This is a genomic window from Palleronia aestuarii (assembly GCF_003253995.1).
Taxonomy (GTDB): domain Bacteria; phylum Pseudomonadota; class Alphaproteobacteria; order Rhodobacterales; family Rhodobacteraceae; genus Palleronia; species Palleronia aestuarii.
Genome location: NZ_QKZL01000002.1, coordinates 1 through 26,794, shown reverse-complemented (window position 1 = coordinate 26,794; position 26,794 = coordinate 1). Strand labels below are relative to the sequence as shown.

The window sequence follows — 26,794 nt, the reverse complement described above, 5'->3', positions numbered from 1 at the left end:
CCGTTATCACGCCCGACGGCCGGGCGACAGATCAGACAGCGCGCACCATGTCGCGGTGAAGGATGCCCGCGTCATCGTATTCCTCCCCCTCGGGCACGAAACCCAGCCGTTCGTAGAACCCGAGCGCGTGGATCTGCGCGCCGAGCTTCGCCCGGGTCACGTCGCCGCGGGCGGCAAGGACGTCGAGACAGCCGAGGATCAGCGCCCGTCCGAGCCCGGTGCCACGCTCCGACGGCAGGACGCACACCCTGCCGATCTTCCCGGTACCCCCGCCCACGAGGATCCGGGCGCAGCCTACCGCGATCCCGTCCCGCCGGGCGAGAAGGTGGACGGCGTCCGCGTCGCGCCCGTCGCGCTCGTCTGCCTCCGACACGCCCTGCTCGTCGATGAAGACGGCGCGGCGCAACTCCAGGCACGTCTCGAGATCGTCGGTCACGCCGACGAGGACACTCATGCGAAATATTCCCGCAGGATCCGCGCGTAGATGCGCTCGAGCTGTCGGATATGCTCGACCTCGACCGATTCGTCGATCTGGTGCATGCTCCGCCCGACGAGACCAACCTCCACGACGGGGCAATGCGACCGGATGAACCGCGCGTCCGACGTCCCGCCGGAGGTCGACAGAACCGGTCTTGCCCCGGTTTCTGCCTCCACGGCCCGCACAATGAGGTCGGAGAGTTCGCCCGGCGGTGTGATGAAACTTTCGCCCGAAACCTTGGTCTCCGCCGTGAAGCGGATACCGGTTCGTTCGGTCGCGTGCGTCATCTCCGTCTCGATCCACTCCATGAGAGAGGACGAGGTATGGGCGTCGTTGAACCGGATGTTGATCATCGCCCGGCTCGTGGCGGGGATCACGTTGCTCGCGGCGTTTCCGGTATCGACCCCCGTGACCTGCAGCGTGGTCGGATCGAAATGTTCCGAAGCGTCCTCGATCGGAAATTCCACGAGGCGCGCGAGGAGGTCGATCAGGCCGTGGATCGGGTTCGCGGCGCGGTGGGGATAGGCCGAATGGCCCTGCACCCCGTGCGCCGTGATCCAGACGTTCATCGAGCCGCGGCGGCCGATCTTGATCATCTCGCCCATCCGCTCGGGACAGGTGGGCTCGCCCACGAGGCAGACGTCCATCCGCTCGCCGGTCTGCGTCATGTGATCGAGGATCGCCGTTGTGCCGTCGACGCCGTCACCCTCCTCGTCGCCGGTGATCAGGATGGCGATGGAGCCGTCCTTCCCGCTTTCCGCGTGGGAGATTGCCGCTGAAACGAAGGCCGCGACGCCCGATTTCATGTCGCAGGCGCCACGACCGAAGAGGGTGCCACCGACGATCTCCGCGCCGAACGGGTCATGGGTCCACGCGGCACGATCACCGGTCGGGACGACATCCGTATGGCCGTTGAACCCGAGCACCGGGCCGGTGTCTCCAAGACGGGCATAGAGGTTCGCGATCCCGCCACGATCGGCGCGCTCGCAACGAAAACCGGCGGAGGCGAGCAAGTCGGCAAGAAGCCCGATGGCGCCCCCTTCCTCCGGCGTCACGGACGGACAGCGGACGAGCGCGCGGGTCAGTTCGACGGGATCGACGGTCATGGATGCCTTTCGCTTGCCGGGGGGATGGTCATGTGCCGGGCGGCTCGAAGAAGGGCGTCAACTGAGCCACGATCACGGAATTCTCCGCGAGTGCGCGATCCATCAGCGCCCGTTCCTCCGTATCGATGTCGTGTCCATCGGCAAGCCGTTCCTCGAGCGTGCCGTATCCCGTCACGTCGAGCGGCGAGAGGTCGGCCTGCTTGAGGATCGCGACCGTTTCCCGAACTGCCTCAGCCTCGTCGATACCGGAGGCGTAGCACATGAGCGCGGCCCCCGTGGCACCGTCGGGAAGGCCGTCTCTAGGCGCGCGTCCGACTTCGACGAGCAGCGTATAGATGGAATGTCGCGTGTTCACGGGGATGCCCATACGCAAGAGGGCCGCGCGGGTAAATCCCGGCGGCCCTCTTGGCGTGTCTCAGGTTTCGTCAGGCGCGTCCGCGCACGGCCCGCGCGATGGCGATCAGGATACAGGCTCCGATGAAGCCCGCGATCAGATAGCCGAAGCTGAAGCTCGCACCCGCGGCGTAGAGGCCCAGAAGCGTACCGAAGATGAAGTTGAAGACGATCGCACCGATGATGCCGAGCACGATGTTCATCAGGAGGCCCATGTTGGACTTCATGAACTGCTCGGCAAGCCAACCGGCGATGCCTCCTACGATGATAGCGGCTAACCAGCCCATGGAAGACTCCTTGTATAACGCTGCACCGGCCGTATTGGCGGTGTTAATCACCGTTAAAACGTACGTCCCCTTTCCCGGTTCCGTGCCCCTGCTGCAATTAGTCGCGCAGCAGCTCGTTGATGCCGGTCTTCGATCGCGTCTGGGCGTCGACCCGCTTCACGATCACCGCACAATAGAGGTTCACGCCGTTCTTCGACGGCATCGAGCCCGAGACGACTACAGAATAGGGCGGCACCTCGCCGTACATCGACTGGCCCGTCTCCCGATCCACGATCCGGGTGGACTTGCCGATATAGACGCCCATGCCGAGGACGGAGCCCTCGCGGACGATGCAGCCCTCCACGACCTCCGAGCGGGCGCCGATGAAGCAATTGTCTTCGATGATCGTCGGGTCGGCCTGCAGCGGCTCGAGCACGCCGCCGATGCCCACCCCGCCCGACAGGTGTACGTTCTTGCCGATCTGCGCGCAGGAGCCGACCGTGGCCCAGGTGTCGACCATCGTGCCCTCGTCCACGTAGGCGCCCACGTTGACGAAGGAGGGCATGAGGACGACCCCCTTCGCGACATGGGCCGAGCGGCGCACGACGCAATTCGGTACCGCGCGGAAGCCGGCGTCCCGCCAGCGGTTCTCGCCCCAGCCCGCGAACTTCGAGTCGACCTTGTCCCACCAGCCGCCGCCTTGCGGACCGCCCGGCTGCATCTCCATGTCGCGGATGCGGAAGCCCAGGAGCACCGCCTTCTTCGCCCACTGGTTCACGTGCCAGGCGCCGTCCCGGGGTTCCGCCACCCGCAGCTCCCCGCGGTCGAGCAGGTCGAGCGTCGCCTCGATCGCTTCGCGCGTCTCGCCCCCGGTCGTGGAGGTGATGGCGTCGCGCTCCTCCCAGGCGGTGTCGATGGCGGTCTCGAGCTGGGCGTGGGGCATGAAGCGACTCCAAGTTGTGTCTGGTCTCAGGCAGTCCGAGGCTATAAGGCGGGCCACTCCAAGGCGCAATCGACGAGGCTTCGATGCAGGACGACCGCAATTCGCCGTTTCGCGATGCGCAGGAGGATGTCGAGAGCACCCGGACGGTTCCCGACACGCCGCAGACGCGGGCGCCCGCCTACCGGCTCGCTTTCGCCGACGACGATTTTCTCTGCCGCGAGGAATTGCGTCCGCTGCGTCTCCAGCTCGAGCTTCTGAAGCCCGAGATGGTGATGGCCGAGCATGGTATCGTTTCGACAATCGTCCTCTTCGGCGGCGCCCGGATCCCAGAGCCGGCCGCGAAGGATGCGGCGCGCACTCGCACGCTCGCCGATCTTTCGCAGTACTACGAGGAGGCGCGCGAGTTCTCCCGCCTGATGACGCTCCGGAGTCTCGAGAGCGGTGGCGGGGAGAACGTCATCGTGACGGGCGGCGGGCCGGGCGTGATGGAAGCTGGCAATCGCGGGGCGCGTGATGCCGGGGGACAATCCATCGGCCTCAACGTCGTGCTGCCGCACGAGCAGGCGCCGAACGAATACGTGACGCCCGAGCTCTGCTTCAACTTCCACTACTTCGCGATCCGCAAGATGCATTTTCTCATGCGGGCCAATGCGGTCTGCGTCTTTCCCGGCGGCTTCGGCACGCTCGACGAGCTGTTCGAGGCTCTGACGCTGATCCAGACCGGTCGGATGGAACGTATCCCGATCCTGCTCTTCGGACGCAGGTTTTGGGACACGATCATCGATTTCGGTGCGCTCGCCGAGGCCGGCACGATCGCGGAGGCCGATCTCGGGCTCTTCCGTTTCGTGGAGAATGCCGCGGAGGCGGTGGAGGCGATCGAAACCTGGCCACGGGCCGGCACGAAGCGTGAGCACGTGCCGGGCCGGAACGCGGCCGACGGGGAGTGAGGCTCAGTTCGGCCGGAACCGCGGTGCGCGGAACCTGAGGTTATCGGTCGTGAGCTGGTCGATCCGCGTGCGCCCCATCAGCCGCATGCCGCGGACGAGTTCCTCGCGCATGAGACCCAGCGCGCGCTCCACGCCGGGCTGTCCCGCCGCGGCGAGCGGGAAGAGGTAGTAGCGTCCCAGCCCCACGGCCTTCGCGCCGAGCGACAGAGCCTTTAGGACATGCGTGCCCCGCGTCACGCCGCCATCGAGGATCACGTCGAGCCGGTCGCCCGCCGCCTGGACGATCTCCTCGAGCTGATCGAAGGCCGCGCGCGAACCGTCGAGCTGCCGTCCGCCGTGGTTGGAGATGACGACGCCCCGGCAGCCGATCTCCGCCGCCCTGACCGCGTCCTCGGCGGCCATCACGCCCTTGAGGCAGAAGATGCCGTCCCATTCCTCCACCATCTTCGCCACGTCGTCCCACGTCATCGACGGGTCGAGCATCTTGGTGAAGTAATCCCCGATCGAGGCGGTGCCCGAGCCCATGTCCACGTGCTGGTCGAGCTGCGGCAGCGAGAACTTCTCGTGGCGGAGGTAATTGATCCCCCAGGCGGGCTTCATGGCGAATTGCGCCATCCCGGCGGGTGTCAGGCGGAACGGAATGGAGAAGCCGGTGCGCTTGTCGCGCTCCCGGTTGCCGCCGGTGATGCTGTCGACCGTCAGCATCATCACCTTGATCCCGCATTCCTTGGCCCGCTGCATCATCGCGCGATTGAGGCCACGGTCGCGGTGGAAATAGAACTGGTAGACCTGCGGGTTGGAATGCTTGCGCGCAAGCTCCTCCATCGACACGGTCCCGAGGGAGGAGACCCCGAACATCGTGCCGAACGCCTCCGCCGCCGCGGCCGTCGCGCGCTCGCCCTCGTGGTGGAAGAGCCGCTGCAGCGCGGTGGGCGAGCAATAGACCGGCAGGTCGATATGCTGGCCCAGGACATCGACGGACAGGTCGACCTCGTCCACGCCCCGCAGGACGTTCGGGATCAGATCGACCTCGTCGAAGGAGGCCGCGTTGCGGGCATAGGTCCGCTCGTCATCCGCGGCGCCGTCGATGTAGTTGAAGATCGGCCCTGGCAGGCGCCGCTCCGCGAGGCGCCGAAAATCCCGGAAGTTGTGACAATCCTTCAATCTCATCGCGGACCTCCCCAGCCACGGCCCGCCCGGCCGCGTTGCGATCCTACGCCGATCGTCGTGCTGGGTGAAACCGCGAATGCCGCGTCGCGCAGGGCGATTGACGGCGGAGGTCCCGCCACCCAGAGTGCCGTTCGCGGGAAAGAAGGAGATCGCGGTGGCTGAAAGACGACCGAACATCCTGATCATCATGGTCGACCAGCTCAACGGAACGCTCTTTCCCGATGGCCCGGCCGACTGGCTCCATGCTCCGAACCTCAAGCGCCTAGCCGAACGCTCCGTGCGGTTCGAGAACGCCTACACGGCAAGCCCGCTCTGCGCGCCCGCGCGCGGCGCCTTCATGTCGGGCCAGCTTCCATCCGTCACCGGCATCTACGACAACGCCGCGGAATTCCCGTCCTCGATTCCCACCTACGCCCATCACCTTCGGCGCGCGGGCTACCAGACCTTCCTGTCGGGCAAGATGCATTTCGTCGGCCCCGACCAGCTCCACGGCTTCGAGAGCCGCCTGACGACCGATATCTATCCCGCGGATTTCGGCTGGACGCCCGATTACCGCAAGCCGGGCGAACGGATCGACTGGTGGTACCACAACATGGGATCGGTCACCGGCGCCGGCGTCGCCGAGATCACCAACCAGATGGAATACGACGACGAGGTCGCGTTCCATGCCGGCGCCCGGCTCTACGACCTGTCGCGCGGGCACGACGACAGGCCCTGGATGCTGACCGCGAGCTTCACGCATCCGCACGACCCCTATGTCGCGCGAAGGAAGTTCTGGGACCTCTACGACGATTGCGCGCATCTTTCCCCGCGCGTGGGGCCGATGGCCTACGCCGATCACGACCCGCATTCGCGCCGGATCCTCGATGCCGCGAACTGTGGGGACTTTGACATCTCGGAGGAGGACGTGCGCCGCTCCCGGCGCGCCTATTTCGCCAACATCACCTATCTCGACACGAAGGTGGGCGAACTCCTGGACGTGCTTGAGCGCACGCGGCAGGAGGCGATCATCCTCTTCGTCTCCGATCACGGGGACATGCTGGGCGAGCGTGGCCTGTGGTTCAAGATGAGCTTCCTCGAAGGGTCGAGCCGGGTCCCGCTGATGATCTCCGCGCCCGGTCTCGCGCCCGGGCATGTGGCCGATCCGGTCTCGACGATCGACGTCTGCCCGACGCTCTGCGATCTCGCCGGCATCTCGATGGCGGAGATCGCGCCGTGGACGCAGGGCGAGAGCCTGCTGCCGCTTGCCGCGGGCGGGCGCCGGAGCGAACCCGTGCGGATGGAATACGCGGCGGAGGCGAGCGAGGCGCCGATGGTCGCGCTCCGGCGCGGGCGCTGGAAGTTCACCCGCTGCGCGCTCGATCCCGACCAGCTCTTCGATCTGGAGGCCGATCCAGACGAGTTGCAGAACCTCGCGGACGATCCCGATCATGCCGAGACGCAGGCGGCCTTCGCGGAGGAGGCAACGCACCGCTGGAATCTCGATGCCTTCGACGCGGATGTCCGCGAGAGCCAGGCCAAGCGCTGGATCGTCTACGAGGCGCTGTCGCAAGGCGGCCGGTTCCCGTGGGACTTCCAGCCGCTGCAGAAGGCCAGCGAGCGCTACATGCGCAACCACATGGATCTGAACGTGGTCGAGGAATCCCAGCGCTTCCCGCGCGGAGAGTGAGCCGCCGGCGCTTCGCGGGCCTGACTGACGGCGATCCCGGGCACCGTGATCCTTTTCCGTGACTCTCCCCGTTCAGACAACGGGCGAGTGATCGGGATCTTTCCGAACGACGATATGACCGAGTGCGTGGGCTAGAGCCATCGAGCGGACTTCCGCGGGCTCAACCACGAAGGCGCGCAGCCTGCGTACCGTCTCCGCGCTAGGGGCGGCGGGCGACGCCCGCGCGACGCTCCCGGAGGCGGTCGCGGATCTCCCAGCCGGCGAGCGCGAGGCGTGGCGAGAGCGACATGTGGCGCGGCGCGGCCGCCAATGGCTCGAGGGGCAGGGCGAGATCGTCCTCCGCCACCTCCTGAACCCAGTCGGTGAGAACCTGTCCCACGACCGCGCCCGTCGGTACGCCGCGCCCCGAAAGCCCGGTCACCGCGACGGCGTCCGCTCCGAGGCGCCAGAGCCGCGGAATGGTGCGCGGCTGCATGTCGAGCTCCCCGGTCCAGGTCACGGGCCAATCGAGATCGGCGGGCAGGACGGGATGATGGAACCGCAGCCGCGCGGTGAGAAGCCGGCGCATCCGCTCCATTCCCCCGAAGGCGCGTGGGAACATGGAGGCGACGATCCGGCCGGCCGCGTCGCGCTTGTAGACGAGGATGTTGCCGCGCCCGTCATGCACCGTCATGTTCTGCGGGATCGCCGCCTTTGCGAGGTCCGGATCGGGCCGGGTCGCCGCGACCATCACGCGCAGGATGCGGAACGACCGGTCGAGGCCGGGCCAGCCGCCCTCCGTATAGGCACCGGTGGCGAGGATGAGCTTTCTCGCGGTCACGTGGCCGCCGGGCGTACGGATGCGCCACCGCCCGTCCTCACGAACCGCCTCGGTCACCGGGGACCGGACATGGATCCGTGCGCCTTTCGAGGCCGCCGCATCGGCGAGGCCCCGGGAATAGCCCAGCGGGTTGAGATGCGCCCCGCCGGGATGCAGCCAGCCGCCCGATTGGTGGCGCATGCCGATCCGCGCCTCGACCTCCTCGGGAGCAATCATCTCCGTCCGCTGACCGGCGGCGTTGTAGCTTTCCTTCTTGGCGCGGAGCGCGGGCAGCGCCGCTTGCGTGGGCGCAGCCATGACGTAGCCATCCTGCACCCATTCGCAGTCGATCCCGTGGTCGGCGACGATCCCCGCGATACGGTCGGCGGCCCCGGTCTGCAGCGCGATCAGACGCTCGCCGCGCCGCGCCCCGAGAAGGCGGCGGATGCCGTCGAGACTGTGATGGTGAAAGGTCGGTGTGCAATGGCCCGCGTTGCGGCCTGACCCGCCGAAGCCGATCTCCTGAGCCTCCAGGAGGACCACCTCGCGCCCGGCCCCTGCGAGAAAGAGCGCCGCGCTGAGGCCGCAATATCCGCCGCCGACGATGCAGATCTCGGCCTCCGTCTCGCCCGTCAGCGTCGGCCGCGGCGTGGCGGGACGCGCCGTGCGCGACCAGAGCGTGTCCTCGAACGGGGAGAAGCGCGGGCTCATCCGGGGCTCCCTTCGAGCGCCGCTTCCGTCCGGCGGCCCGTCGCGGGCATCAGGTCGAGATCGGTGCGGATGCAGGCGCTGCGGTGATCCGGCCCGACCGCCGCGAGTGCCGGGCGGTCCTCCGCACAGGCCGCGATCGCGTAGGGGCAGCGCGTCCGGAACGGACAGCCCGAGGGCGGGTTTACCGGGCTCGGCACGTCGCCTTCGAGGATGATGCGCTTGCGCGCGCCGCCCGGTACCGGAGAGGGTGCCGCGGAGAGGAGCGCCTCGGTATAGGGATGCCGCGGGCCGGAGAAGAGGGCGCGCGTCGGCGCGATTTCCACGATCCGGCCGAGATACATCACCGCGACGATGTCGGAGACATGGCCCACCACGGCAAGGTCGTGGGTGATGAAGAGCATGGTCAGCTCCATCTCCCGCTGCAGCCGGGCGAAGAGATTGAGGACCTGCGCCTGCACCGAGACGTCGAGCGCGGAGACGACCTCGTCGGCCATCAGGAAATCGGGCGAGGTCATCAGCGCGCGGGCGATGCCGATGCGCTGGCGCTGCCCGCCGGAGAATTCGTGCGGAAAGCGGTCGAGATAGGACCGGGGAAGGCCTACCATCTCCAGCATCTCTGCCGCGCGATCCCGCCGCTCCGACCGTCCGGCGCCGCCTTCGCGAAACCTGAGCGGCATCCCCAGGGTCTCCGCGACGCTCATGCGGGGATTGAGGCTCGAGAAAGGGTCCTGGAACACCATCTGCATCCGCCGCCGGTAGGGGGCGAGCGCCGCGCGGGAAAGCTGCGAAAGATCCGTGCCGTCGAACTCCACCCGGCCGGATGTCGGCGGATCGAGCGCCATGACGGCGCGGCCGAAGGTGGATTTGCCTGACCCGCTCTCGCCCACGAGGCCCACGACCTGCCGGCGCGGGATGTCGATGGAGACGCCGTCTATGGCACGCACCACCGCACCGGGACGGCCGGGGAGCCCCTTCCGGATGGGAAAGTGCTGGGCCAGATCGACGGTGCGGATCATCGGCGTCTCGCTCATCGGACCTCCTCCGCAAGCTCGCGCCAGCGCGCGCACCTGATGCTGCGGTCGGGCGCGGGCGCCTCCACCGCGATCGGTGGCACGTCGCATCGGCCGGGTCGGTTGTGGGCGCAGCGCGGATGGAAGGCGCATCCCGCGGGCGGCGCGGCGGGGTCGGGGACGAACCCGTCGATCGTGGCGAGCTCGCTCCGCCCCGTCCCGGCCGTCTCGAGAAGCGGGACGGAGGCCATGAGGCCCGACGTGTAGGGCATGAGAGGGCGGCGAAGGATGTCCTCCGTCGGCCCCGCCTCCACCATCCGGCCCGCATACATGACGACGGTGCGGTGGGCGATGTCGGCGACGACCCCGAAATCGTGGGTGATGAAGAGCATCGCCATGCCGGTCCGCTCCTGCACCCGGCGCAGCAGGTCGAGGATCTGCGCCTGCACCGTCACGTCGAGCGCGGTGGTGGGCTCGTCGGCGATCAGCACGTCGGGCTCCAGCGCGAGGGCGATGGCGATCATCACCCGCTGCCGCATGCCGCCCGAGAGCTCGTGGGGGAAACTCGCGAGCCGCGCGGCAGGTTCGGGGATCCCCACCTCGTCGAGCAATTCCTCCGCCCGGTCCCATGCGGCGCGGCGAGAGACGCTCCTATGGCTGCGGATCGCCTCGACGAGTTGCGCGCCGACGCTGTGAACGGGGTTGAGCGAGGTCAGCGGCTCTTGGAAGATCATGGCGATGCGATCGCCGCGAAGCCTGCGGCGGCGCGATTCCGGGATGCCTAGGAGATCGGCCCCGTCGCGACCCTCGAGCAGGGCGCTGCCGGTGGTGCGCGATTGCGGCGGCGGCGGCAGAAGGCCCATGAGCGCGAGGCTCGTCACCGATTTTCCGGACCCACTCTCGCCCACGAGCGCCAGCGTGCGGCCCGCCTCGAGCGTGAAGGAGAGGTCGTGGACCACCTGCACCTCCCGCCGCTCGGAGCGGAAGTGGACCGAAAGGTCTTGGACGCGAAGACGCTCCGTCATGGCATGTCGCTCCGGGCGTCGAGCGCGTCCCTGAGGCCGTCGCCGATGAAGTTGAAAGAGGTGACGGCGAGGGTGATGGCGACCCCCGGGACAATCGCGAGCCACGGCGCGCTGTCTAGGTATTGCTGTGCGTTGTTGAGCATGTTGCCCCATGACGGAAGCGGTGGCTGGATGCCGTAGCCGAGGAAGCTCACATATGCCTCGATCAGGATGGCACGGGCGACGGTGAGCGTGGCCGCGACGATGATCGGCCCCGCGGCGTTGGGCAGGAGCTCGCGGAACATGATCCAGGCATGGCTCGCCCCGCTCACCCGCGCCGCGGTGACGAAGTCGCGTTCCCTGAGCGAGCGGATCTCGGCCGCGACGATGCGGGCGATCTCCATCCAGCTCGTGAGCGCGATGATGATCGTGATCATCATGGCGTCGGGCTCGAGGAAGGCCGCGAGCGCGAGCAGCAGGAAGATCTGCGGAAAGCACAGGAAGGCATCGGTGAAACGCATAAGGGCGGTCGAGAGCGCGCCGCCGAAATGCCCGGCGAGAAGCCCGATCACCGTTCCCACGACGGTGGAGAGGACCATCGCCGCCACACCCACCATCAGCGAGACGCGCCCCGCCATGAAGAGCCGCGCGGCAAGGTCGCGGCCCATCTCGTCGGTGCCGAAGAGGTACGTGTCGGTCAGCGGCGGGGAGAAGCGGCCGCGGATGTCGATGTCCAGCATGTCGTGGGGCAGAAGCCACGGCCCGACGATGCAGGCGACGGCGATCAGCGTGATCATGGCGAGGCCGAGCACCGCCAGCTTGTGGCGGAAGAACCGGCGCATTCCGCGCGATTGCAGGAAACGCGCGCCCCGCATCTTCGGTCTGGTATCGGGAATGGCTGTCATCGGATCACTCCAGCCGCACGCGCGGATCGACGGCGGCGACGAGGATGTCGGCCGCGAGATTGCCCAGGAGGACGAGGATCGCGGTGAACATGAGGATCCCCATCACCACCGGGTAGTCGTTGTAATTCAGGCTATCGAGGAAGAGCCGCCCCATGCCGGGCCAGGTGAACACCGTCTCGGTGACGAGCGCGCCCGACAGGAGGGTCGGGAGTTGCAGCCCCGCGAGCGTGATCATCGGGATGAGCGCGTTGCGGATGATGTGGCGCCAGAGCACCCGTTGCGAGCGCAGCCCCTTGGCCCGCGCGGTGCGCACGAAATCCTGCCCGATCACGTCGAGCATGGCGGAGCGCATGTAGCGCGACCAGATCGCCACGTTGACGAGCGCGAGGACGACGGAGGGCAGGATCAGGTGGATGGCGTAATCGCCGAGGCTCTGGTCGCCGATCGTGTACATGTTGCCCGCGGGCAGCCAGCCGAGTTCGAGCGCGAAGACGTAGATCGCCACGAGGCCGAACCAGAAGGTCGGGATCGACAGCGCCACCATCGCCCCCACGGTCGCGAGCTGGTCGAAGAGCGAGTAGCGCCGCGTTGCGCCCAACACCCCCACGAGGGTGCCGAGACCCACGGAGATGATCGTGGAGGCGGCCATCAGGAGGAGCGTCGCGAAGAGATGGCCCGAGATCACCGACAGGACAGACCGTCCGTCGCGGAAGCTTGCCCCCCAATCGCCGAAGAAGAGCCCCCCGGCCCAGTCGAGGTACTGCACCGGAAGCGGACGGTTCAGCCCCATCTGCTCCGCGATGCGGTCGAGATCGGCCTGCGTCATGCCGGGCGAGAGCGCGAATTGCGACAGCGGCCCTCCTGGAGCGAGATTCAGGAGCGCGAAGCCGATGATCGAGACGAGAACGAGCAGCAGGAGGCTATGCCCCAATCGCCGCAGCAGGAAAGTCGCCATGGAGGATCCCCCGGTCTCGGGTCCGGCGGAACGCGCCGGACCCTGTCGGATACAAGGCTCAGGAAGCGGTCAGGCCCAGCGCCATTCCGCGACGTTCCAGGTCTCGATCCGCACGTTGACGTTCGGGTCGAACCCCTCGAGCCCGGTCTTGTGGCCGCGCAGGTTCATGTACTGGAACATCGGCAGGAACGGCAGGTCGTCGTGGACGATCTGCTGCACCTCGTCGTAGATCGCCTTGCGCTCGTCGGTAACGAAGAGCCGTCCGCCCTCCTCCAGGAGCTCGTCGACACGGGGGTTGCTGTATTGCCAGGTATTCTGGCCGGCGCCGCCCTGTGCCGAAATCGAGGAGGAATGGAGGTAGTTCGATACGTCGGGATCGGCCCCGGTGGGAAAGTTGATGCCGACGATCACGGAGTCGAATTGCGACTGCATCCAGTACTCGCCCCACATCACCGCGGGCGGCAGGTTCGAGATCGTCATCTCCACGCCGATATCGGCGAAGTCCTGCTGGACGAATTGCTGCGTCTGCTCGCGCACGGAATTGCCGGCGGTGGTGGAGTTCGTGAAGGCGAGACGCACGCCGTCCTTGACGCGGATCCCGTCGTCGCCCGGCACCCAGCCGGCCTCGTCGAGGATCTCGCGGGCCCTGTCGAGGGAGTACTCGACCGTCTCGAGATCGGTCTTGGCGTAGGGCGATTGCAGCGGAAGGAAGGTCTCGGTCGGCTTCGGGATGCCGTAGTAGATCGCGTCGATGATCGTCTGCTTGTCGAGCGCGTGGTAGAGCGCCTGGCGCACCGCCGGATCCTTGAATTGCGGCCGTTCCATGTTGAAGGTGAAGCTCTCCACCGTGGCCGCGGGGGCGATGACGATTTCGCGGTCGTCGAGCCCTTCGGCCTGGTCGAGGCGGTCGAAGGGAATGCCCTGCAGCCCGATCACGTCGATGTCGCCGGTGCGGAACTGCGTGTAGAGGACCGTCATGTCGGGGATGTAGCGCCAGATCGCGCGGTCGAGATGCGGACCTTCGCCCCAGTAATCGGGATAGGCCTCGAGCATCACGTAATTGCCCGCCACACGCTCGCCGAACTGGAACGCGCCGGTGCCCACGGGGGAATTGTTGAAGGGCGCGGTGTTCGGGTCGTCGGCCTCGCCCAGAATGTGGGCGGGAACGATAAAGGTCCAGGCGAGGATCGAGGGATAGGGCGCGAAGGGGCTTTCCATCTCCCATGTGATCTCGTGATCGTTCACCACCTGGACGTTGCGGACAAGCTCGTGCCCGGTCCGGCGCATCGCGTTGAAGGCGGGATCGGCCTGCAGCTCCAGCGTGAACTTCACGTCCTCGGCGGTGAAGGGCGTCCCGTCATGCCAGGTAACGCCCTCCCGCAGGAGCACCCGCCACGACAGGCCATCCTCCGAAATGCCGCCATTCTCGACCGTCGGGACCTCCCGGGCGAGCGCGGGCTGGAAGGAGCCGTCGGTGCGGATGGTGAAGAGCGGGTCGAAGAGGTTGAAGTGGATGCCCTCGTCGACCTCGATATGCGGCAGGTGCGGGTTCATCACCGTGGGTTCCTGCGAGAAGCCGATGGTCACCTGCCCCCCGCCGTCCTGCGCGGAAAGCCTCTGCGCGGCGCCCGAGGAGATCATCATCGTCAGTCCCGCGGCGCCGGTCTTCAACATTCCGCGTCGGGTCAGATTGCCTATCATCATCGTCTCCATCTGTTGAACTTGGGAGGGCGGCCTCTTGCCGGGCCGTTCAGAAACCTTCGTCGGGAGCAACGCGGCTCCCGTCGGTGAAGCGGGAGAAGCGGAACGCGTGCGGATCGACCCGTGGCGTCCGTCCGAGGACCAGATCCGCCATCAGCCCGCCCGCTCCCGGCCCGATGCCGAAGCCGTGGCCGGAGAACCCGGTTGCGATATGCAGCCCCGGCCGCCCGTCGACGGCGGAGATCACGGGAACCGCGTCGGGCGTCACGTCGATGCACCCGGCCCAGCTCTGGGCGACGCGCGCGCCCTTCAGCGCGGGGAAGACCTTGGAGGCCTCCCCCATCAGGTCGTTCAGCATCCGCGGCGACGGGGTCGGGTCGAGGACGCGTTCCTGTTCGAACGGGCTCGTCTCATCCATCCGCCAGCGCCGCTTGCGTCGCGCTTCGTGAAAGAACCGCCGGCCGAAGCGCAGGTGCAGGTCGCGGTGCTGCATCCTCAGGGCGGAGAAGAACTTCCGCGCGTAGCGGAAGGAATTCGGAACGATGTCGACCGTGTTGCCCGATCCACGCGAGAGGGTGTAGCCGCCGTCCTGGCGTTTGCGGATCGCGAAGCGGTTCGTCCACATCGCGCCTTCGGGGCCGCCGTTCACCGGATCGGTCCTGAGCACATGGCTCACCACGCCAAGTTGCGGCAGGTCGATGTCGATGTTGCCGCAAAAGAGGTTCGACCACGCACCGCCCGCGACCACGACCGCGTCGCAGGCGATGCTGCCGCGTTCGGTGATCACGCCCGAAACGGCCCCGCCCTTCGTCTCCACTCCCCGCACGGCGCAGTTCGTGAGGATCGCGGCCCCCTTCGCGCGGGCGGCTTCCGCGATGGCGGGCGCCGCCTTCTGCGGTTCCGCGCGGCCGTCCTGTGGCGTGTAGAGCGCGCCCTTGCCGTCGATCTCCCCGCCGGGCGCCATTTCCTCGAGCTCGGACCGGGAGAGGATTCGCGAGGGGATCTGGAAGGGCTCCAGATGCCGCTGCCAGCGACGGTGATTCTCGACATCCTCGTCGGTTCGGCACACGAAGGAGATGCCCGTCCGGCGATAGCCCAGATCCGTGCCCACCCGCGCCGCGAGGCCGTCCCATTGACGCAATGCGTCGACCATCAGGGGGACTTCCCTCGGATCGCGGCGCGAGAGGCGGACCCAGCCCCAGTTGCGGGTCGATTGTTCGTGGCCAATGCCGCCCTTCTCGCAGATCGCCACCGACTTTCCCGCCTCGCAGAGTTCGAGTGCGGTCGAACAGCCGATGATGCCGCCGCCGATGACGACCACGTCGACGCGGGAGGGCAGGGTGTCATCTCCGTGGACCGGGACGGGTTCGGGACCGGGCATCAGGAATTCTCCTTGGGGACAGGACGTGAGGCGAGGCGGAGGATCGCGCAGCCATTCGCGCAAGCGGGCAGGCGCAGCGCCGCGATCATGCGAGCCCCTCCCGGATATGGTGATAGAGCTTGCGGGTGATTCGCATGAGATGAGACTGGTCGTCTTCGTCTAGTACCGCGAAGAACTCCGTAGATTGCGCCCTGGTGATCTTGCGGACCTCCTGCGAGACCGCATGGCCGCGCGCGGTGATGTAGAGGCCGCGGGCGCGACGCTCGCCGGGCTCGACACGCTGTTCGATCAGCCCGACCGCCTCGAGATGGGTCAGAAGCCTGCTCATGGACGGACGGTCGCGCAACGTCGCCTCGGAGATGGCCGATGCGCGGATCCCGGGGTGGGAGTCGATGAGGAGGAGCGCGGTGATCTTGCCGGTTCCCTTCGCGACCTCGAGCCCCGCCAGACGCGCATCGAGATCCCGCGAGAGGGTATGGGTCACTGCGCGCATGTAGAAGCTGAGAAGGTTCTCGAGCACGTCGAGATCGTCCGGGGCCAATCGCCTCAGGCTCGTCTCACTACTCGGTGAAGATTTCGCGACCTCGTTCATCCTAACGAGCCTGTGATGAACGATCGATGATTGTCAAATACAACTTTCCCTAGGGAAACCTGGATCGTCGCAGGCCCAATCGATTCGTCGTCTTCTCGTGTGGGCGCCCGCGCAGCGAATGATCAGAGATGCCGCGAAACTAATCGATCTTGGTAGCGGGCTTTGAGACGTATCACGCCCAAAGGTTCCGGGCCTAAAAAATGAATGTTCGACGCCCTATCCGCCTAGGATTGGTCCAGGTCGTCCTTGTACCGACTAGGCTTGGCAGACAGATGCTGCGACGGGTTCCAGAGAGAGGCAGCCGCGCTCTTGCGCCGAGCCCCGTCGATGCCGCTCTCCCGAAACCTGTCGCGTCCCGATCACCCCGTGACTGGCGGATCAAAGGCGCGGATATCGTCGATCGGTCCGTCCCAGCGTTCGACCTCGACGCAGCAGAGCTGTCCGGTGGAGCCCTGTCCGAGGCGCGACGTGCCCGCATCGCGGGTCACCGCATTGGGATTGCCATGTCGGCAGATCCGTTGCCCGTCGATCTCGATCGGGTCGTACCAGGCGCCGGTCGGAAGGTTGACGACGCCCGCCGCGACCGCGTCGTCGACCTTGGCCGCGGCAAGGCAGGCGCCGCGCGGGCTCCGGATCCGCAGGAGTTCCCCGTCGGAGATATTTCGGTTTCGCGCATCGGCGGGATTGAGAGAGGCGACCTCCCGACCCTGCCGCTTGGCGGCCTGCGAGGCGGCGCCGTAATCGAGCTGGCTGTGGAGCCTCGAGGCCGGCTGATTGGAGACGAGCCAGAGCGGATATTCCGCGGACGGCACTTCCTCGCGCTCGAGCCAGGCCGGATGGCCAGGGCAATCGGGATAGCCGAACCCGTCGATCGTCTCGGAAAAAAGCTCGATCCGACCGGAGGGCGTGGCGAGCGGATGGGCGACCGGGTCGGTCCGGAATGCCCGGAGCAATCCTCCGTCATCGACAGGATTGGGGAGCGCGATCTCGCCCGCGGCGCGGAAGGCGTCGAAATCCGGAGCCGCGTGGCCCCCGGCCTCCAGCGCCGCGCGGGTCGTCTCGTAGAGATGGCGCAGCCAGCCCTCGGTATCGCGGCCTTCGCTGAACTCGGCATCGCACCCCATCCGCTCCGCGAGGCCGCGAAAGATCCGGTAATCGTCGCGCGCCTCCGCAAAGGGTGTGGAAAGGGCCCGCATGGCCACGATCCGCGTATCGGTGCTCGCCGCGCCGATATCCTCCCGCTCGAGGCTCATCGTGGCCGGCAGGACGATATCGGCATGCCGCGCGCTCGCCGTCCAGGCAAAGTCCTGCACGATCAGCGTTTCCACGCGCGCGAAGGCGCGCGCAAGCCGGCTGAGGTCCTGGTGGTGATGGAACGGATTGCCCCCCGCCCAATAGACGAGGCGGATGTCGGGATAGGCCATCGTCGCGCCGTTGAAGTCGAACGACGCACCGGGATCGAGCAGCATGTCGGCGATCCGCGCGCACGGGATGAACGCCGAGACGCCGTTCCGGCCCTGCGAGAGCGTGGGCAACGGCAGGCCCACCGGCACCCGGCCCGTATGGCCAAGCGATCCGAGCGCGTAATTGTAGCCGCCGCCCGGAGCTCCGATCTGGCCCAGCATCGCGGCAAGGGCCAGCCCGGCCCAGACGGGCTGCTCGCCGTGCTCGGCACGCTGCAGCGAATGTGCGACGGTAACGAGCGTACGGCCCCGCGCCGCATCGCGCGCGAGCCCCGTGATCGTTGCGGCGTCGATACCGGTGATCGTCGCCGCCCAGTCGGGCGTCTTGGCCGTCCCGTCAGCTTCGCCCCTCACATAGGCGAGAAGTCGGTCCGCGCCGACGCAATGGCTTTCGAGAAACGCCCTATCCGCGAGATCCTCCGCATCGAGCACGTGCATCATGGCCAGCATCATCGCGGTGTCGGTGCCGGGCGTGGGAGCGATCCATTCCGCCCGTGCCTCCGCCGGGAAGTCACCCCGGAGCGGGCTCACGTTTACGAAGCGCGCGCCGCGCGAGGCCGCACGCGCCATCATGCCACGCTCGATATGCTTGGAGATCCCGCCCGCCGCGATGTTCGAGTTCTTCACCGCCATGCCGCCGAAGGCGAGGATCATGTCGGTATGCTGCGCGATCTGTTCCCAGGTGACGTTGTGGCGCGAGATCGCCTCGTACGAGCCCATCAGATGCGGCAGGAGGAAGGTCGAGGCACCGGCGCTGTAGCTGCCGACGGAGCGGACATAGCCGCCGAGTGCGGTGTTGAGGAACCGGTGAAGCTGGCTCTGCGCATGGTGGAACCGCCCCGCGCTCGCCCAGCCGTAGGAGCCGCCGAAGACGGATTGCGGGCCATGGGCGTCTCGGACCCTTTCGAGCTCTCCGGCCACCCGGTCGAGCACCTCGTCCCAGGGAACCTCGACATAGGCGTCCCGACCGCGCCGATCGTCCGGGCCCGGGCCATCCTCTAGCCAGCCGCGCCGGACGGCGGGGCGTGCGATCCGCGCCCGGTGACGCAATGCATCCGTGAAGTTCCCGAGGATCGGAGATGGATCCGGATCGTCGGGGTGTGCCCGGACGTCGAGGCGCCCGTCGTCCAGTAGTCGCCCGTCGAAGCGCCCCCAATGCGAGCTGTGCGGCAGCCCGGCGTCCTTCTCGTCTCGTGCCATCGATGCCGTCCCCTTCTTCGTCATCTCCGTCCAATACCATCGCGTGCGATGGCCGCCAGCGGCCGATTGAAAAATCCCTCCGATGGGTGGTGAAGTGCGCGGGGGAGATGTTCGCGCCAGGCGCCGGTCGCTGTGCCGGACATGGCGATCCGGGGATGAGAACCGCAAGTTCGGGGCAAGGACAGCTCGTGCCGCGCGTGCTCGAGAGCCTGATGCGCGGCGGCCGCGAGGGGATATCGGTCAGGATTTCGTTGCAGTGCCCGCCCCGGCCAACGTCTGCCCTTGGCCATGTAGCTTACGACGTTCCGCTCGGGAGAAAGACGCCGTTTGCCCAAGATGACCAAGAGTCGGTATGCACCTTGCCGCGACGGGTCCGTAAACGATATGAATCATTGGGGAAACCCGTGGTGCCCAGGAGAGGACTCGGGTTCCATTCAATAACAGTATCTTAGGGTCGCAGGATCGTAAAGGATCGTAGCAGGGCCCGATTCGGCAAAGCAAAACCCCGGTGCGGCGGCAACCGCGACCGGGGCGAATAGCAAAGCTGGCGAGCTGCCCGCAAAAGATATCACCTCACGCCATGTCGGGAAAGCATTTCCTCGCCAAGCCGCATGGCGCGACCGGAATCCCTTGAAGACCTGGGCGCACGCTTCGCTTCGTTCGGGGCTGCGGCGTGGATTGGTAGAGCGTCAGCCCTGCGAGATGTGCGGCCATCCCCATACGGACGGGCACCACGATGATTACAGCAAGCCGCTGGCCGTCCGGTGGCTCTGCCGCAAGCACCATAAGGCCGTCCATGCTGGGAGGGCGGGCGAATGACTTCGACCCTCTCAAAACTGATGAACCCCGCGCACAAAAGTGTGGCGCGGATGATCGGCTACAGCCTGACGCTGGGCGACTTCGACGGATGGCAGCGTTTCGCGGCGTTGATCCTCGCGCGTCTTTCCGATCGCGGTCGCCTGGGCCTTGCCTGGGCAGCGCTGACCGCCCTTGATCCTGAGCAGATACGGCAGGTGACGAATACTGTTCTAGGCGGCGCAGGAACGCCCGGAGTGGCCTTTACTGACGATCACGACGAGGCGGCGCTTTGGGCCAACATGGCAACCGATGACGAGCTACGGGCCTACGCCTGGGTTACGTTCAATCGCCTTTCGCCGAAGGAGCAAGCCGATTTTCTCGACGCGACGCGCGGGAGGGATGCGGCATGAACGCCTTTACCGAGATCGATCGCCGCATGAAGGAGTGCGACGACTTCTGGGGACGGAATCTCGTGCCCTGCGACGATGGCCCACCGATGCCACCTGTGGAAGTATGCCGGGACGAAGGCAGCGAGCCGGAGAAGCGTCAAGAACAGCTTCCCACGCCTTTCATGTGGCGCGAACCTTCGACCATCCCGCCCCGCCCGTGGCTTTATGGGCGCCACCTGTTGCGCCGACAGGTCAGCGTGACTGTGGCCCCCGGTGGCGTCGGCAAGTCGTCCATGACGATCTGCGAGGCGCTGGCGATGGCCTCAGGGCGCGACCTCTTGGGAGACTGGACTGCGCAAGGGCTGAAGGTTTGGATTTTTAACCTCGAAGACCCACGCGACGAGTTGGAACGACGCGTCATCGCTGCGGTGCTTCATCACCAGGTGGCACCCGAGGATATCAAAGGGCGACTTTTTCTCGACACCGGACGGGAGCGCGAGCTTTGTACCGCGATCCAGACGCGGGAGGGCGTTCAAATCCTCGCTCCAGTCCTCGACGACCTGCGGCGGGAGATCGAAGCGCGAGAGATTGACGTGCTGATCATCGATCCGTTCGTGTCCTCGCATCAGGTCAGCGAGAACGACAACGGCGCGATCGACAAGGTTGCGAAGGAATGGGCGCGGCTTGCCGATCGCTGTAACTGCGCCATTGAGCTGGTTCACCACACCCGCAAGGCGAACGGCGAAGAGCTGACGACCGAAAGCGGCAGGGGTGCCACGGCCCTCCTTGCCGCCGCTCGTTCGGGTCGGGTGCTTAACAAGATGACGGACGAGATGAAGGCGGAAGCAGGCGTCAAGGACGACCCTGCGACCTACTTCGCAGTCACACGCGACAAGTCAAACCTCGCGCCCGCTGGCAAACGGGTTTGGCGACGCATGGCATCCGTTGAGCTGGGAAACGGTGACAGCGTGGGCGTGGCTGAAGCCTGGAACTGGCCCGACACCTTCGACGGGGTGACGACTGCCGACCTTCTAGCGGTGCAACATGCGGTCCAGAAGAGGCACGACGAAGGCAATGCGCCCGGTGCTGACTGGCAGACGAAAGACGATTGGGCGGGTGTCATCGTGGCCGATGTCCTCGGCTGGAACGTGACCGCCGACTGCAAGCGCATCAGCAAGGTTCTGGCAACCTGGGAGGCAAGTGGAGCGCTGAAGCGGGTCGAAGTTCCTGGCCCGCAGAGACGCACCCGGAAGGGCTTGGAGGTGGACGAATGGGCAACGGAATGACCTGCGCCACCACCCCCGAAACATGGGTAGCGTAGGGTAGCGCGAACCACCTCAAAACAGGTGCGCCACCACCCCCACCCCCTACGGGGGGGTGGGGGTGGCGCGCATCACCTGTGGCCGCACGAGGGTAGCGCAAATGAACAGCGAGAAACTGAGCTTGAAGGACCGAACCGATGACTGACCACGAAGCCAAATCTCTCTGCGACACGATCGTCGCCAGAGCCGCGACCATGATGCAGGAAAGCGGCGCGAGCGTCCCGATGATCCTCGATCGCCTGCTGACCTACAGCGCAGCCCAGGCGTACTTTGATATTGGCCCCGAGCAGACCGCCGAGCTGTTTCGACGGACGGCCGACAACATCGAAGGCGGTGCGTTCGCCCATCTCGACAAGAAGCGGGCAGCCAAATGTCATTGACTTCAATGGGGTATAATGATACCCCTACTGGGGAATTGAGCGGCTGGCCCGCCGATTCACCTTCGACCGCACCGGCGACCATACCGGGCACGAAGCGAACGGACAGATCAGCGGCCCTCGGGCTTCCTGTTTTCGTATTCAGCGGATCGAAGCAATGACCTCCAAATACCTCAATCATCTTATCACCGCCCCGGCATCTTCGCTCGAAGTGAAGGCGTCCTCGCAAGGGCGGATCGAAGGCTACGCCTCCACTTTCGGCGGGGTTCCCGACCGGCACTCAGATGTCGTGCTGCCTGGGGCCTTCACGAAGTCCCTGAGCCTTAAGACTGCGCCAGATGGCGACATGCCGGTGATGCTTTGGGCACACATGCAGGAGCGCCCCATAGGTCGCTGGACGGCCATGCAGGAGGACAGCAAGGGCCTTCACGTCGAAGGCGTTCTAAACCTCTCCACGGACGGCGGGCGCGAAGCCTACGAGCACGTCAAAGCCGGTGATGCCGGGGGCCTGTCCATCGGCTTCACCGTTCCCGAGGGTGGGCGCGAGTACGTCGGGCAAGGCGTCTTCCACCTGAAGGAAGTCGAGGTTCTGGAGATCAGCGTCGTGACGGTCCCGGCCAATCCACTGGCAAGGATCAGCGGCGTGAAGGCTCTCGGCTCCAAGGCCGAGGCAATCGACATGTTGCGAGAATGCGGACTGTCGAAGAAGGCTGCGGCCCGCTTCGCAGCCGGGGGCTGGCACGCTCTGTCGGGCGACGAAACCCACGAGAAGGCTCAACACGTGGCGCAAGCAATTGACCGCGCCATTCAATCAATGAGGCAGTTATGACCTATCACGATAAGCGCGGCCTGGCCGCACTGAAGGCCGCGGGCGATCACCTGCGCAAGAAAGACGCGGGCGATCCCTTCGACATCCTGGCGCGCAAGATCGGCGACATGGCCGATGCCACCAAGGAACGTTTGCAGAAGGCGTCTGACGAAATCGCGGGGATCGACGCGCGGCTCGACACCATCGAGACGAAGACGTCCAGACCAAAGGGGTTCTTTGGCGGCACGCCTGAACCAATGACCTGGGGCCAGGAGTTCACCAAATCCCGCGAGGGCGATCTTCGCGACTTGGCAAACACGAACAGCGGAAAGGTGCAACTGAACGTCAAGGCGATCACGTCCGATCCCGCCTCGGCGGGGACGCTCAATGTTCTGCAGCGCGACGCAATCTCCATGCTGCCGAAACGCCGCCTGACGATCCGCGACCTTCTGGGAGTGATCAGCATCTCCAGCGGCAGCGTCGAGTACGTCAATCAACTCACACGACCGGGTTCCGCTGCGACGGTGATGGAAGGTGCGTTGAAGCCTGAAAGCGATATGACGCTGGAGCTGAAGACCACCTCGGCCGAAGTCATCGCGCATTGGATCAAGGCGTCCCGGCAAATTCTCGAGGATGCGCCACAGCTCCGCGATCTGATCGACGTGGAGTTGCGCTATGGCCTTTCCCTATCGGAGGAAACTCAAATTCTCCTGGGCGACGGTTCGGCGGCGAACCTGTTGGGCCTGATCCCGAGCGCGACGGCCTTCGCCGATCCTCTTGCAATCGGAGCAAGCGCCAGCCCGCTCGACACTATCGGATCGGCCATGCTCCAAACGGCGCTGACTGACTTCATCCCGGATGGGATCGTGATGCACCCGAGCGACTGGATGCGGATGCGGCTCCTCAAGGATGCCGATGGTAAGTACATCCTGGGCAATCCGCAAACCGAGGTGACGCCAATGCTGTTCGGTTTGCCGGTCGTCGCAACTCAGGCAATGGCCGTCGATACGTTCCTCGTCGGATCGTTCGCGAGCGCCGCCACGCTCTATGACAGATGGCAGCCGCGCGTCGAAGTTGGTTACGTGAACGACGACTTCACCCGCAACTTGGTCACCGTTCTTGCGGAGGAACGGATCGCCCTGGCGGTGAAGCAACCGCTTGCGTTGACTTACGGTGAGTTCGGGATTGCCGCGTGATCACCGGGGGGCCGCCGGAAACTCTGAGGCGACAGTTTTAGAGGACCAGCGGCCCGCTGATTTCATACGCGGGCAGAATGAAGGCAGTTTTGCGAACCGCTCGCAAGAGGTGTGACATGCCAGGACGAAAGCGAAAGCCTGATCATCTAAAGGTGCTGACCGGAACCCTCGAACCGCGACGCTCGAACGCGGACGCTCCGTCGCCGAATCCGGGTGTTACCGTTCCACCGGAATGGCTATCCGACAGAGCAGCCGAGATCTTCGCGACAACATCCGCCATCCTCGAAGGCATGGGGATTGCGTCCACCGATGACGTTCATGTGCTCGCGATGCTTGCCAGCCGATTGGAGGAAATCGAACTGATGACGGCAATCATCGAGGATGCTGGCAGAACGTATCAGACCACGAACATCGCGGGTGATGTGATGTACCGGGCGCGGCCGGAAGTCGGGATGCGGAATGAGGCAATGCGGCATGCGCAGTCGCTGCTTGCTGAGTTCGGCCTGACCCCTGCAGCCCGGTCCAAGGTAAGCGCCCAAGCGCCAAAGGGGCGAAATCCGTTTGCCGCTCTCGATGATCACGTGGTCAGGAGTTAGAAGCTCCGTTTCGATGGCTCCAACTGCTTCAGAAGCTCACCGCCCATCGGGCAGCGCGCGCTCGGATGCCCTTCGCCTGATGCATTTGGCTTCCGCATTCATCGACGCTTCCACCATCGAGCTATTGTGCTCAGAACGGCAAGCGCGACTCCCGACGCGTAGATGCCGGTCCAAATAGCCCCGTTGACGTGAAGACTGGTGTCGATCATGCACCGCCCTACCGAGGGCGCAGGGCGTCAGCAGGACAGAATTGGGTCGATTATTCGTTGGCAAACGGTACAGGGTGAAGGGCTGACATGATCGCCACGTGTGACACCTGCGGGCAGACCGTGGACGCCTACCGTCTGCACACCCCGCAGGACGACATACGCGCTCTCTCCGCGCCTCTAGGGGCCATCGTAGAGCCAACGGGGCGGCCTGGTGCTGTCGGCGCACTACACGGAAGGAAGGCCGTGCTACGGTGGACCCGTGAATGAAGCGTGAGAGTGTGCGCCGCCTCTTTTCAAATCGTTAACCATTCGCCACGGTCGGCACATTAGGTAACTAGGAGAACGGTATGCGTATACTGACGATGGCAGCGGGTGCGGTGATGCTCGCAGGGGCGGCGCAGGCCGCAATGGTCGATCTGACGTACAACATCACGGCGGAGGTGACGCTCGGCGAGCGGGACAGCCCCTACGGTGATCCCGATGACCCCGAGTACCCGAACAGCTTTTACCCAGGTCTGCCTGTCGGCGAGATCGTCGATCTCCCGTTAAATGTCAGCGTTGACGATGTAACCGGCAGGTACAGTCGCGCAGATTTGGGAGACCGCGAATACATCACGGTTGACCTTATGACGGGTGCGCTGAGCGCTTACATTCTAGAAGATTATGAGGATCTCAGGGAATACACCCTGAACGCCGACGGCTTTGGGTCCGTGTTTTTCCAAACAAATCCAAGAGATTTTATAACCGACTTTACCGGATACACCGTCTTGTCTTGGTCGGTTGACGGCCTCCCGGACATGGCGGAAGTGGCCCCCGTCCCCTTGCCTGCTTCCATGCCGCTTCTTGCGCTCGGACTCGCGGGCATCGGTTGGGTCGCACGGCGACGCCTTTCCTGAACTAGCAGAACTGGGAGATTGCGTATGCGGCCCGCTGCGCTTTTTCCTTCATCCGTGTTCTGATTGCGGGCGTATTCTCGGGAGTAAGTTATGCGGAATTTTGCGATGATTGCCGTTGCAGCGGCGGCGTTTGGCGGAACTGCAAGCGCAGCGACGATTAATCTGACCTACAACATTACGGCAGAGGTCACGGAGGGGTATCGGGCCACGACCAGCGGCGTGGACCCGTCGATCTACCCGAACAGCGAATACACTGGTCCGGTAGTTGGTGAAATTGTGGACTTAATTCTGCCGGTCATGGTAGATAGCGATACGGGGTACTTCGAAGAGAATGGCTTTAGCCGCGCTCGAGAGCAATACGAAGTCGATCTCTCGACGGGCGCACTCTTTGCTTACATCATGCCGGACGACGACAGCGCCTACTCTTACGACTTGGAGGCCGATGGCACGGGCGAGATCTTTATTCAGACGACAATACTGCCAGAGGGCAGTAATGGCGACCTGTTCGATTCGATCAAGTATGACGTGCTGTCCTGGTCGGTAGATGGCCTGCCCGAGATGACGGACGTGGCCCCGGTACCGTTGCCTGGCGCGATGCCGCTCCTACTGGTAGCCTTGGCCGGGGCCGGTTGGGTCGCACGGCGGCGTTCCTCTTAGGTAGGGAAATTGGCGGAGGCGGGGCGCTACGATTGCTCCTCGCCATGCTGTTCATCGGACACGCTTAAGTTTCCTCTAAGATGATTAATCCCATTTTACCGCGGTTCCTATCCTCGATGGCGCCGCGATGCGGGACTGAGGCTCATAGCTTTTGCCATCGATGCACGATTGAAGGGTATCTGTTTTCGCGGATATTGATGATGTGCGAGTTGATCTTGAAACCGTTGCGATGCTGCTATCGGGGCAGATTGCTGAAGTCGTAGTTGGCAAGGTCATAAATCAGGCCAGGCGGCATCTCAGCCAAAAAACCGGTCAGATTCTCCTATCGATGGATACAACTCGCCATATTTTAGCAACTCACGGCGATCATTTGGAGCACCATCACCTAACGATTATACCTATGGCTCTTCAAAATGGCTTATGGATTGCTGATCGACCCAACTGGTGCCGAGTCTCCTATAATGAACCAGCAACAGGGCTTCGGTACATTTGTGCGTTGAAGGGGCCTTGTTGCAGAAAGCCTGCGTGGGATTCACATCGTGAGTCCAGCGACATAGCTGTCCGGCATGTCCAAGCCTGCGCCCACCCGTTGCCGCACCCTGAACTGGTCGAGTTACAACGCGTCGCTGCGTGAGCGCGGGTCTCTGACGGTCTGGTTCGACCCGGGCATGGCTTGGCACGCGGCGCCTTCGGGCAAGCAGGGGCGGCAGCAAACCTTCTCGGACGCGGCGATCCAAGCGTGCCTGACCATCAAGGTGCTGTTCGGCCTGCCGCTTCGCCAGACAACGGGCTTCGTGGCGAGCCTGTTGAAGCTCATGGGGCTCGACTGGTCGGTGCCGGACTACTCGACGCT

26 protein-coding genes are annotated in these 26,794 nt (G+C 65.4%); 11 read left to right on the top strand and 15 right to left on the bottom strand.

Annotated elements, in window-relative coordinates; translation table 11 throughout:
- Nucleotides 1–31: 31 nt before the first annotated feature.
- The 5 genes from LX81_RS02285 to dapD all read right to left on the bottom strand — a co-directional run bounded on the left by LX81_RS02285 (nt 32) and on the right by dapD (nt 3,186).
- Nucleotides 32–454, bottom strand: a complete 423-nt coding sequence (locus LX81_RS02285; RefSeq protein ID WP_111535680.1) for a GNAT family N-acetyltransferase — start codon at nt 452–454, stop codon at nt 32–34.
- Entirely contained in the window at nt 451–1,584 is a 1,134-nt protein-coding gene (gene dapE, locus LX81_RS02280; protein ID WP_111535679.1) for a succinyl-diaminopimelate desuccinylase, read from the bottom strand. The genes LX81_RS02285 and dapE overlap by 4 nt, the downstream gene beginning before the upstream one ends.
- A gap of 28 nt (nt 1,585–1,612) precedes the next feature.
- On the bottom strand, nt 1,613–1,939 hold the full coding sequence (locus LX81_RS02275; RefSeq protein ID WP_234822461.1) for a DUF8846 family protein: 327 nt from the start codon (nt 1,937–1,939) through the stop codon (nt 1,613–1,615).
- Nucleotides 1,940–2,009: 70 nt separating this feature from the next.
- A complete protein-coding gene (locus LX81_RS02270) occupies nt 2,010–2,264 on the bottom strand; it encodes a GlsB/YeaQ/YmgE family stress response membrane protein (RefSeq protein ID WP_111535677.1) in 255 nt (84 codons plus the stop codon).
- Between the two features lie 97 nt (nt 2,265–2,361).
- On the bottom strand, nt 2,362–3,186 hold the full coding sequence (gene dapD / locus LX81_RS02265; protein ID WP_111535676.1) for a 2,3,4,5-tetrahydropyridine-2,6-dicarboxylate N-succinyltransferase: 825 nt from the start codon (nt 3,184–3,186) through the stop codon (nt 2,362–2,364).
- 83 nt (nt 3,187–3,269) lie between these two features.
- On the opposite strand from dapD, the gene LX81_RS02260 reads away from it, so the two are divergent.
- On the top strand, nt 3,270–4,133 hold the full coding sequence (locus LX81_RS02260) for an LOG family protein (protein ID WP_111535675.1): 864 nt from the start codon (nt 3,270–3,272) through the stop codon (nt 4,131–4,133).
- Between the two features lie 3 nt (nt 4,134–4,136).
- Here the strand turns inward: LX81_RS02260 and LX81_RS02255 are convergent, their stop codons facing one another.
- Nucleotides 4,137–5,303 (bottom strand): alpha-hydroxy acid oxidase, encoded by a 1,167-nt coding sequence (locus LX81_RS02255; protein ID WP_111535674.1) that lies wholly within the window; start codon nt 5,301–5,303, stop codon nt 4,137–4,139.
- Nucleotides 5,304–5,457: 154 nt separating this feature from the next.
- Between LX81_RS02255 and betC the strand changes: the two genes are divergently transcribed.
- Entirely contained in the window at nt 5,458–6,972 is a 1,515-nt protein-coding gene (gene betC, locus LX81_RS02250) for a choline-sulfatase (protein ID WP_272939469.1), read from the top strand.
- Nucleotides 6,973–7,171: 199 nt separating this feature from the next.
- Here betC and LX81_RS02245 read toward each other — a convergent pair whose 3' ends face one another.
- From LX81_RS02245 to LX81_RS02205, 9 genes are all read right to left on the bottom strand, one after another.
- Nucleotides 7,172–8,482 carry an NAD(P)/FAD-dependent oxidoreductase gene (locus tag LX81_RS02245; RefSeq protein WP_111535672.1) on the bottom strand — a complete coding sequence of 437 codons (1,311 nt, stop codon included), beginning with the start codon at nt 8,480–8,482 and terminating at the stop codon, nt 7,172–7,174.
- A complete protein-coding gene (locus LX81_RS02240) occupies nt 8,479–9,513 on the bottom strand; it encodes an ABC transporter ATP-binding protein (RefSeq protein WP_111535671.1) in 1,035 nt (344 codons plus the stop codon). The genes LX81_RS02245 and LX81_RS02240 overlap by 4 nt, the downstream gene beginning before the upstream one ends.
- A complete protein-coding gene (locus LX81_RS02235; protein ID WP_111535670.1) occupies nt 9,510–10,517 on the bottom strand; it encodes an ABC transporter ATP-binding protein in 1,008 nt (335 codons plus the stop codon). The genes LX81_RS02240 and LX81_RS02235 overlap by 4 nt, the downstream gene beginning before the upstream one ends.
- Nucleotides 10,514–11,401 (bottom strand): ABC transporter permease, encoded by an 888-nt coding sequence (locus LX81_RS02230; RefSeq protein WP_111535669.1) that lies wholly within the window; start codon nt 11,399–11,401, stop codon nt 10,514–10,516. The genes LX81_RS02235 and LX81_RS02230 overlap by 4 nt, the downstream gene beginning before the upstream one ends.
- Before the next feature lie 4 nt (nt 11,402–11,405).
- The gene (locus LX81_RS02225) at nt 11,406–12,356 is read right to left on the bottom strand and encodes an ABC transporter permease (protein ID WP_111535668.1); all 951 of its coding nucleotides are present in this window, start codon (nt 12,354–12,356) and stop codon (nt 11,406–11,408) included.
- Nucleotides 12,357–12,425: 69 nt separating this feature from the next.
- A complete protein-coding gene (locus LX81_RS02220) occupies nt 12,426–14,057 on the bottom strand; it encodes a peptide ABC transporter substrate-binding protein (protein ID WP_234822460.1) in 1,632 nt (543 codons plus the stop codon).
- A gap of 49 nt (nt 14,058–14,106) precedes the next feature.
- Entirely contained in the window at nt 14,107–15,438 is a 1,332-nt protein-coding gene (locus LX81_RS02215) for an NAD(P)/FAD-dependent oxidoreductase (RefSeq protein WP_111535667.1), read from the bottom strand.
- 85 nt (nt 15,439–15,523) lie between these two features.
- Nucleotides 15,524–15,979, bottom strand: coding sequence for a MarR family winged helix-turn-helix transcriptional regulator (locus LX81_RS02210; RefSeq protein ID WP_234822459.1), 456 nt, complete (start codon nt 15,977–15,979; stop codon nt 15,524–15,526).
- Nucleotides 15,980–16,389: 410 nt separating this feature from the next.
- Nucleotides 16,390–18,693, bottom strand: coding sequence for a molybdopterin-dependent oxidoreductase (locus LX81_RS02205; protein WP_111536004.1), 2,304 nt, complete (start codon nt 18,691–18,693; stop codon nt 16,390–16,392).
- 815 nt (nt 18,694–19,508) lie between these two features.
- On the opposite strand from LX81_RS02205, the gene LX81_RS02195 reads away from it, so the two are divergent.
- The 9 genes from LX81_RS02195 to LX81_RS02155 form a co-directional block, all read left to right on the top strand.
- Nucleotides 19,509–19,901 (top strand): hypothetical protein, encoded by a 393-nt coding sequence (locus LX81_RS02195; RefSeq protein ID WP_111535664.1) that lies wholly within the window; start codon nt 19,509–19,511, stop codon nt 19,899–19,901.
- Nucleotides 19,898–21,166 (top strand): AAA family ATPase, encoded by a 1,269-nt coding sequence (locus tag LX81_RS02190; protein WP_234822458.1) that lies wholly within the window; start codon nt 19,898–19,900, stop codon nt 21,164–21,166. The genes LX81_RS02195 and LX81_RS02190 overlap by 4 nt, the downstream gene beginning before the upstream one ends.
- Nucleotides 21,167–21,339: 173 nt before the next feature.
- Entirely contained in the window at nt 21,340–21,582 is a 243-nt protein-coding gene (locus tag LX81_RS02185) for a hypothetical protein (RefSeq protein ID WP_111535663.1), read from the top strand.
- A 154-nt stretch (nt 21,583–21,736) separates the two neighbouring features.
- Nucleotides 21,737–22,408: an HK97 family phage prohead protease gene (locus LX81_RS02180; RefSeq protein WP_111535662.1), complete on the top strand. Its 672-nt coding sequence runs from the start codon at nt 21,737–21,739 to the stop codon at nt 22,406–22,408.
- On the top strand, nt 22,405–23,583 hold the full coding sequence (locus tag LX81_RS02175; protein ID WP_111535661.1) for a phage major capsid protein: 1,179 nt from the start codon (nt 22,405–22,407) through the stop codon (nt 23,581–23,583). Before LX81_RS02180 ends, LX81_RS02175 begins: the two co-directional genes overlap by 4 nt.
- Nucleotides 23,584–23,699: 116 nt before the next feature.
- Nucleotides 23,700–24,179 carry a phage terminase small subunit P27 family gene (locus LX81_RS02170; RefSeq protein ID WP_111535660.1) on the top strand — a complete coding sequence of 160 codons (480 nt, stop codon included), beginning with the start codon at nt 23,700–23,702 and terminating at the stop codon, nt 24,177–24,179.
- Between the two features lie 556 nt (nt 24,180–24,735).
- Nucleotides 24,736–25,284, top strand: a complete 549-nt coding sequence (locus LX81_RS02165) for a PEP-CTERM sorting domain-containing protein (protein WP_111535659.1) — start codon at nt 24,736–24,738, stop codon at nt 25,282–25,284.
- 90 nt (nt 25,285–25,374) lie between these two features.
- On the top strand, nt 25,375–25,941 hold the full coding sequence (locus LX81_RS02160; protein ID WP_111535658.1) for a VPLPA-CTERM sorting domain-containing protein: 567 nt from the start codon (nt 25,375–25,377) through the stop codon (nt 25,939–25,941).
- Nucleotides 25,942–26,507: 566 nt separating this feature from the next.
- Nucleotides 26,508–26,794: transposase (locus LX81_RS02155; RefSeq protein WP_211322691.1), on the top strand; the 287-nt coding region annotated here is incomplete at its 3' end.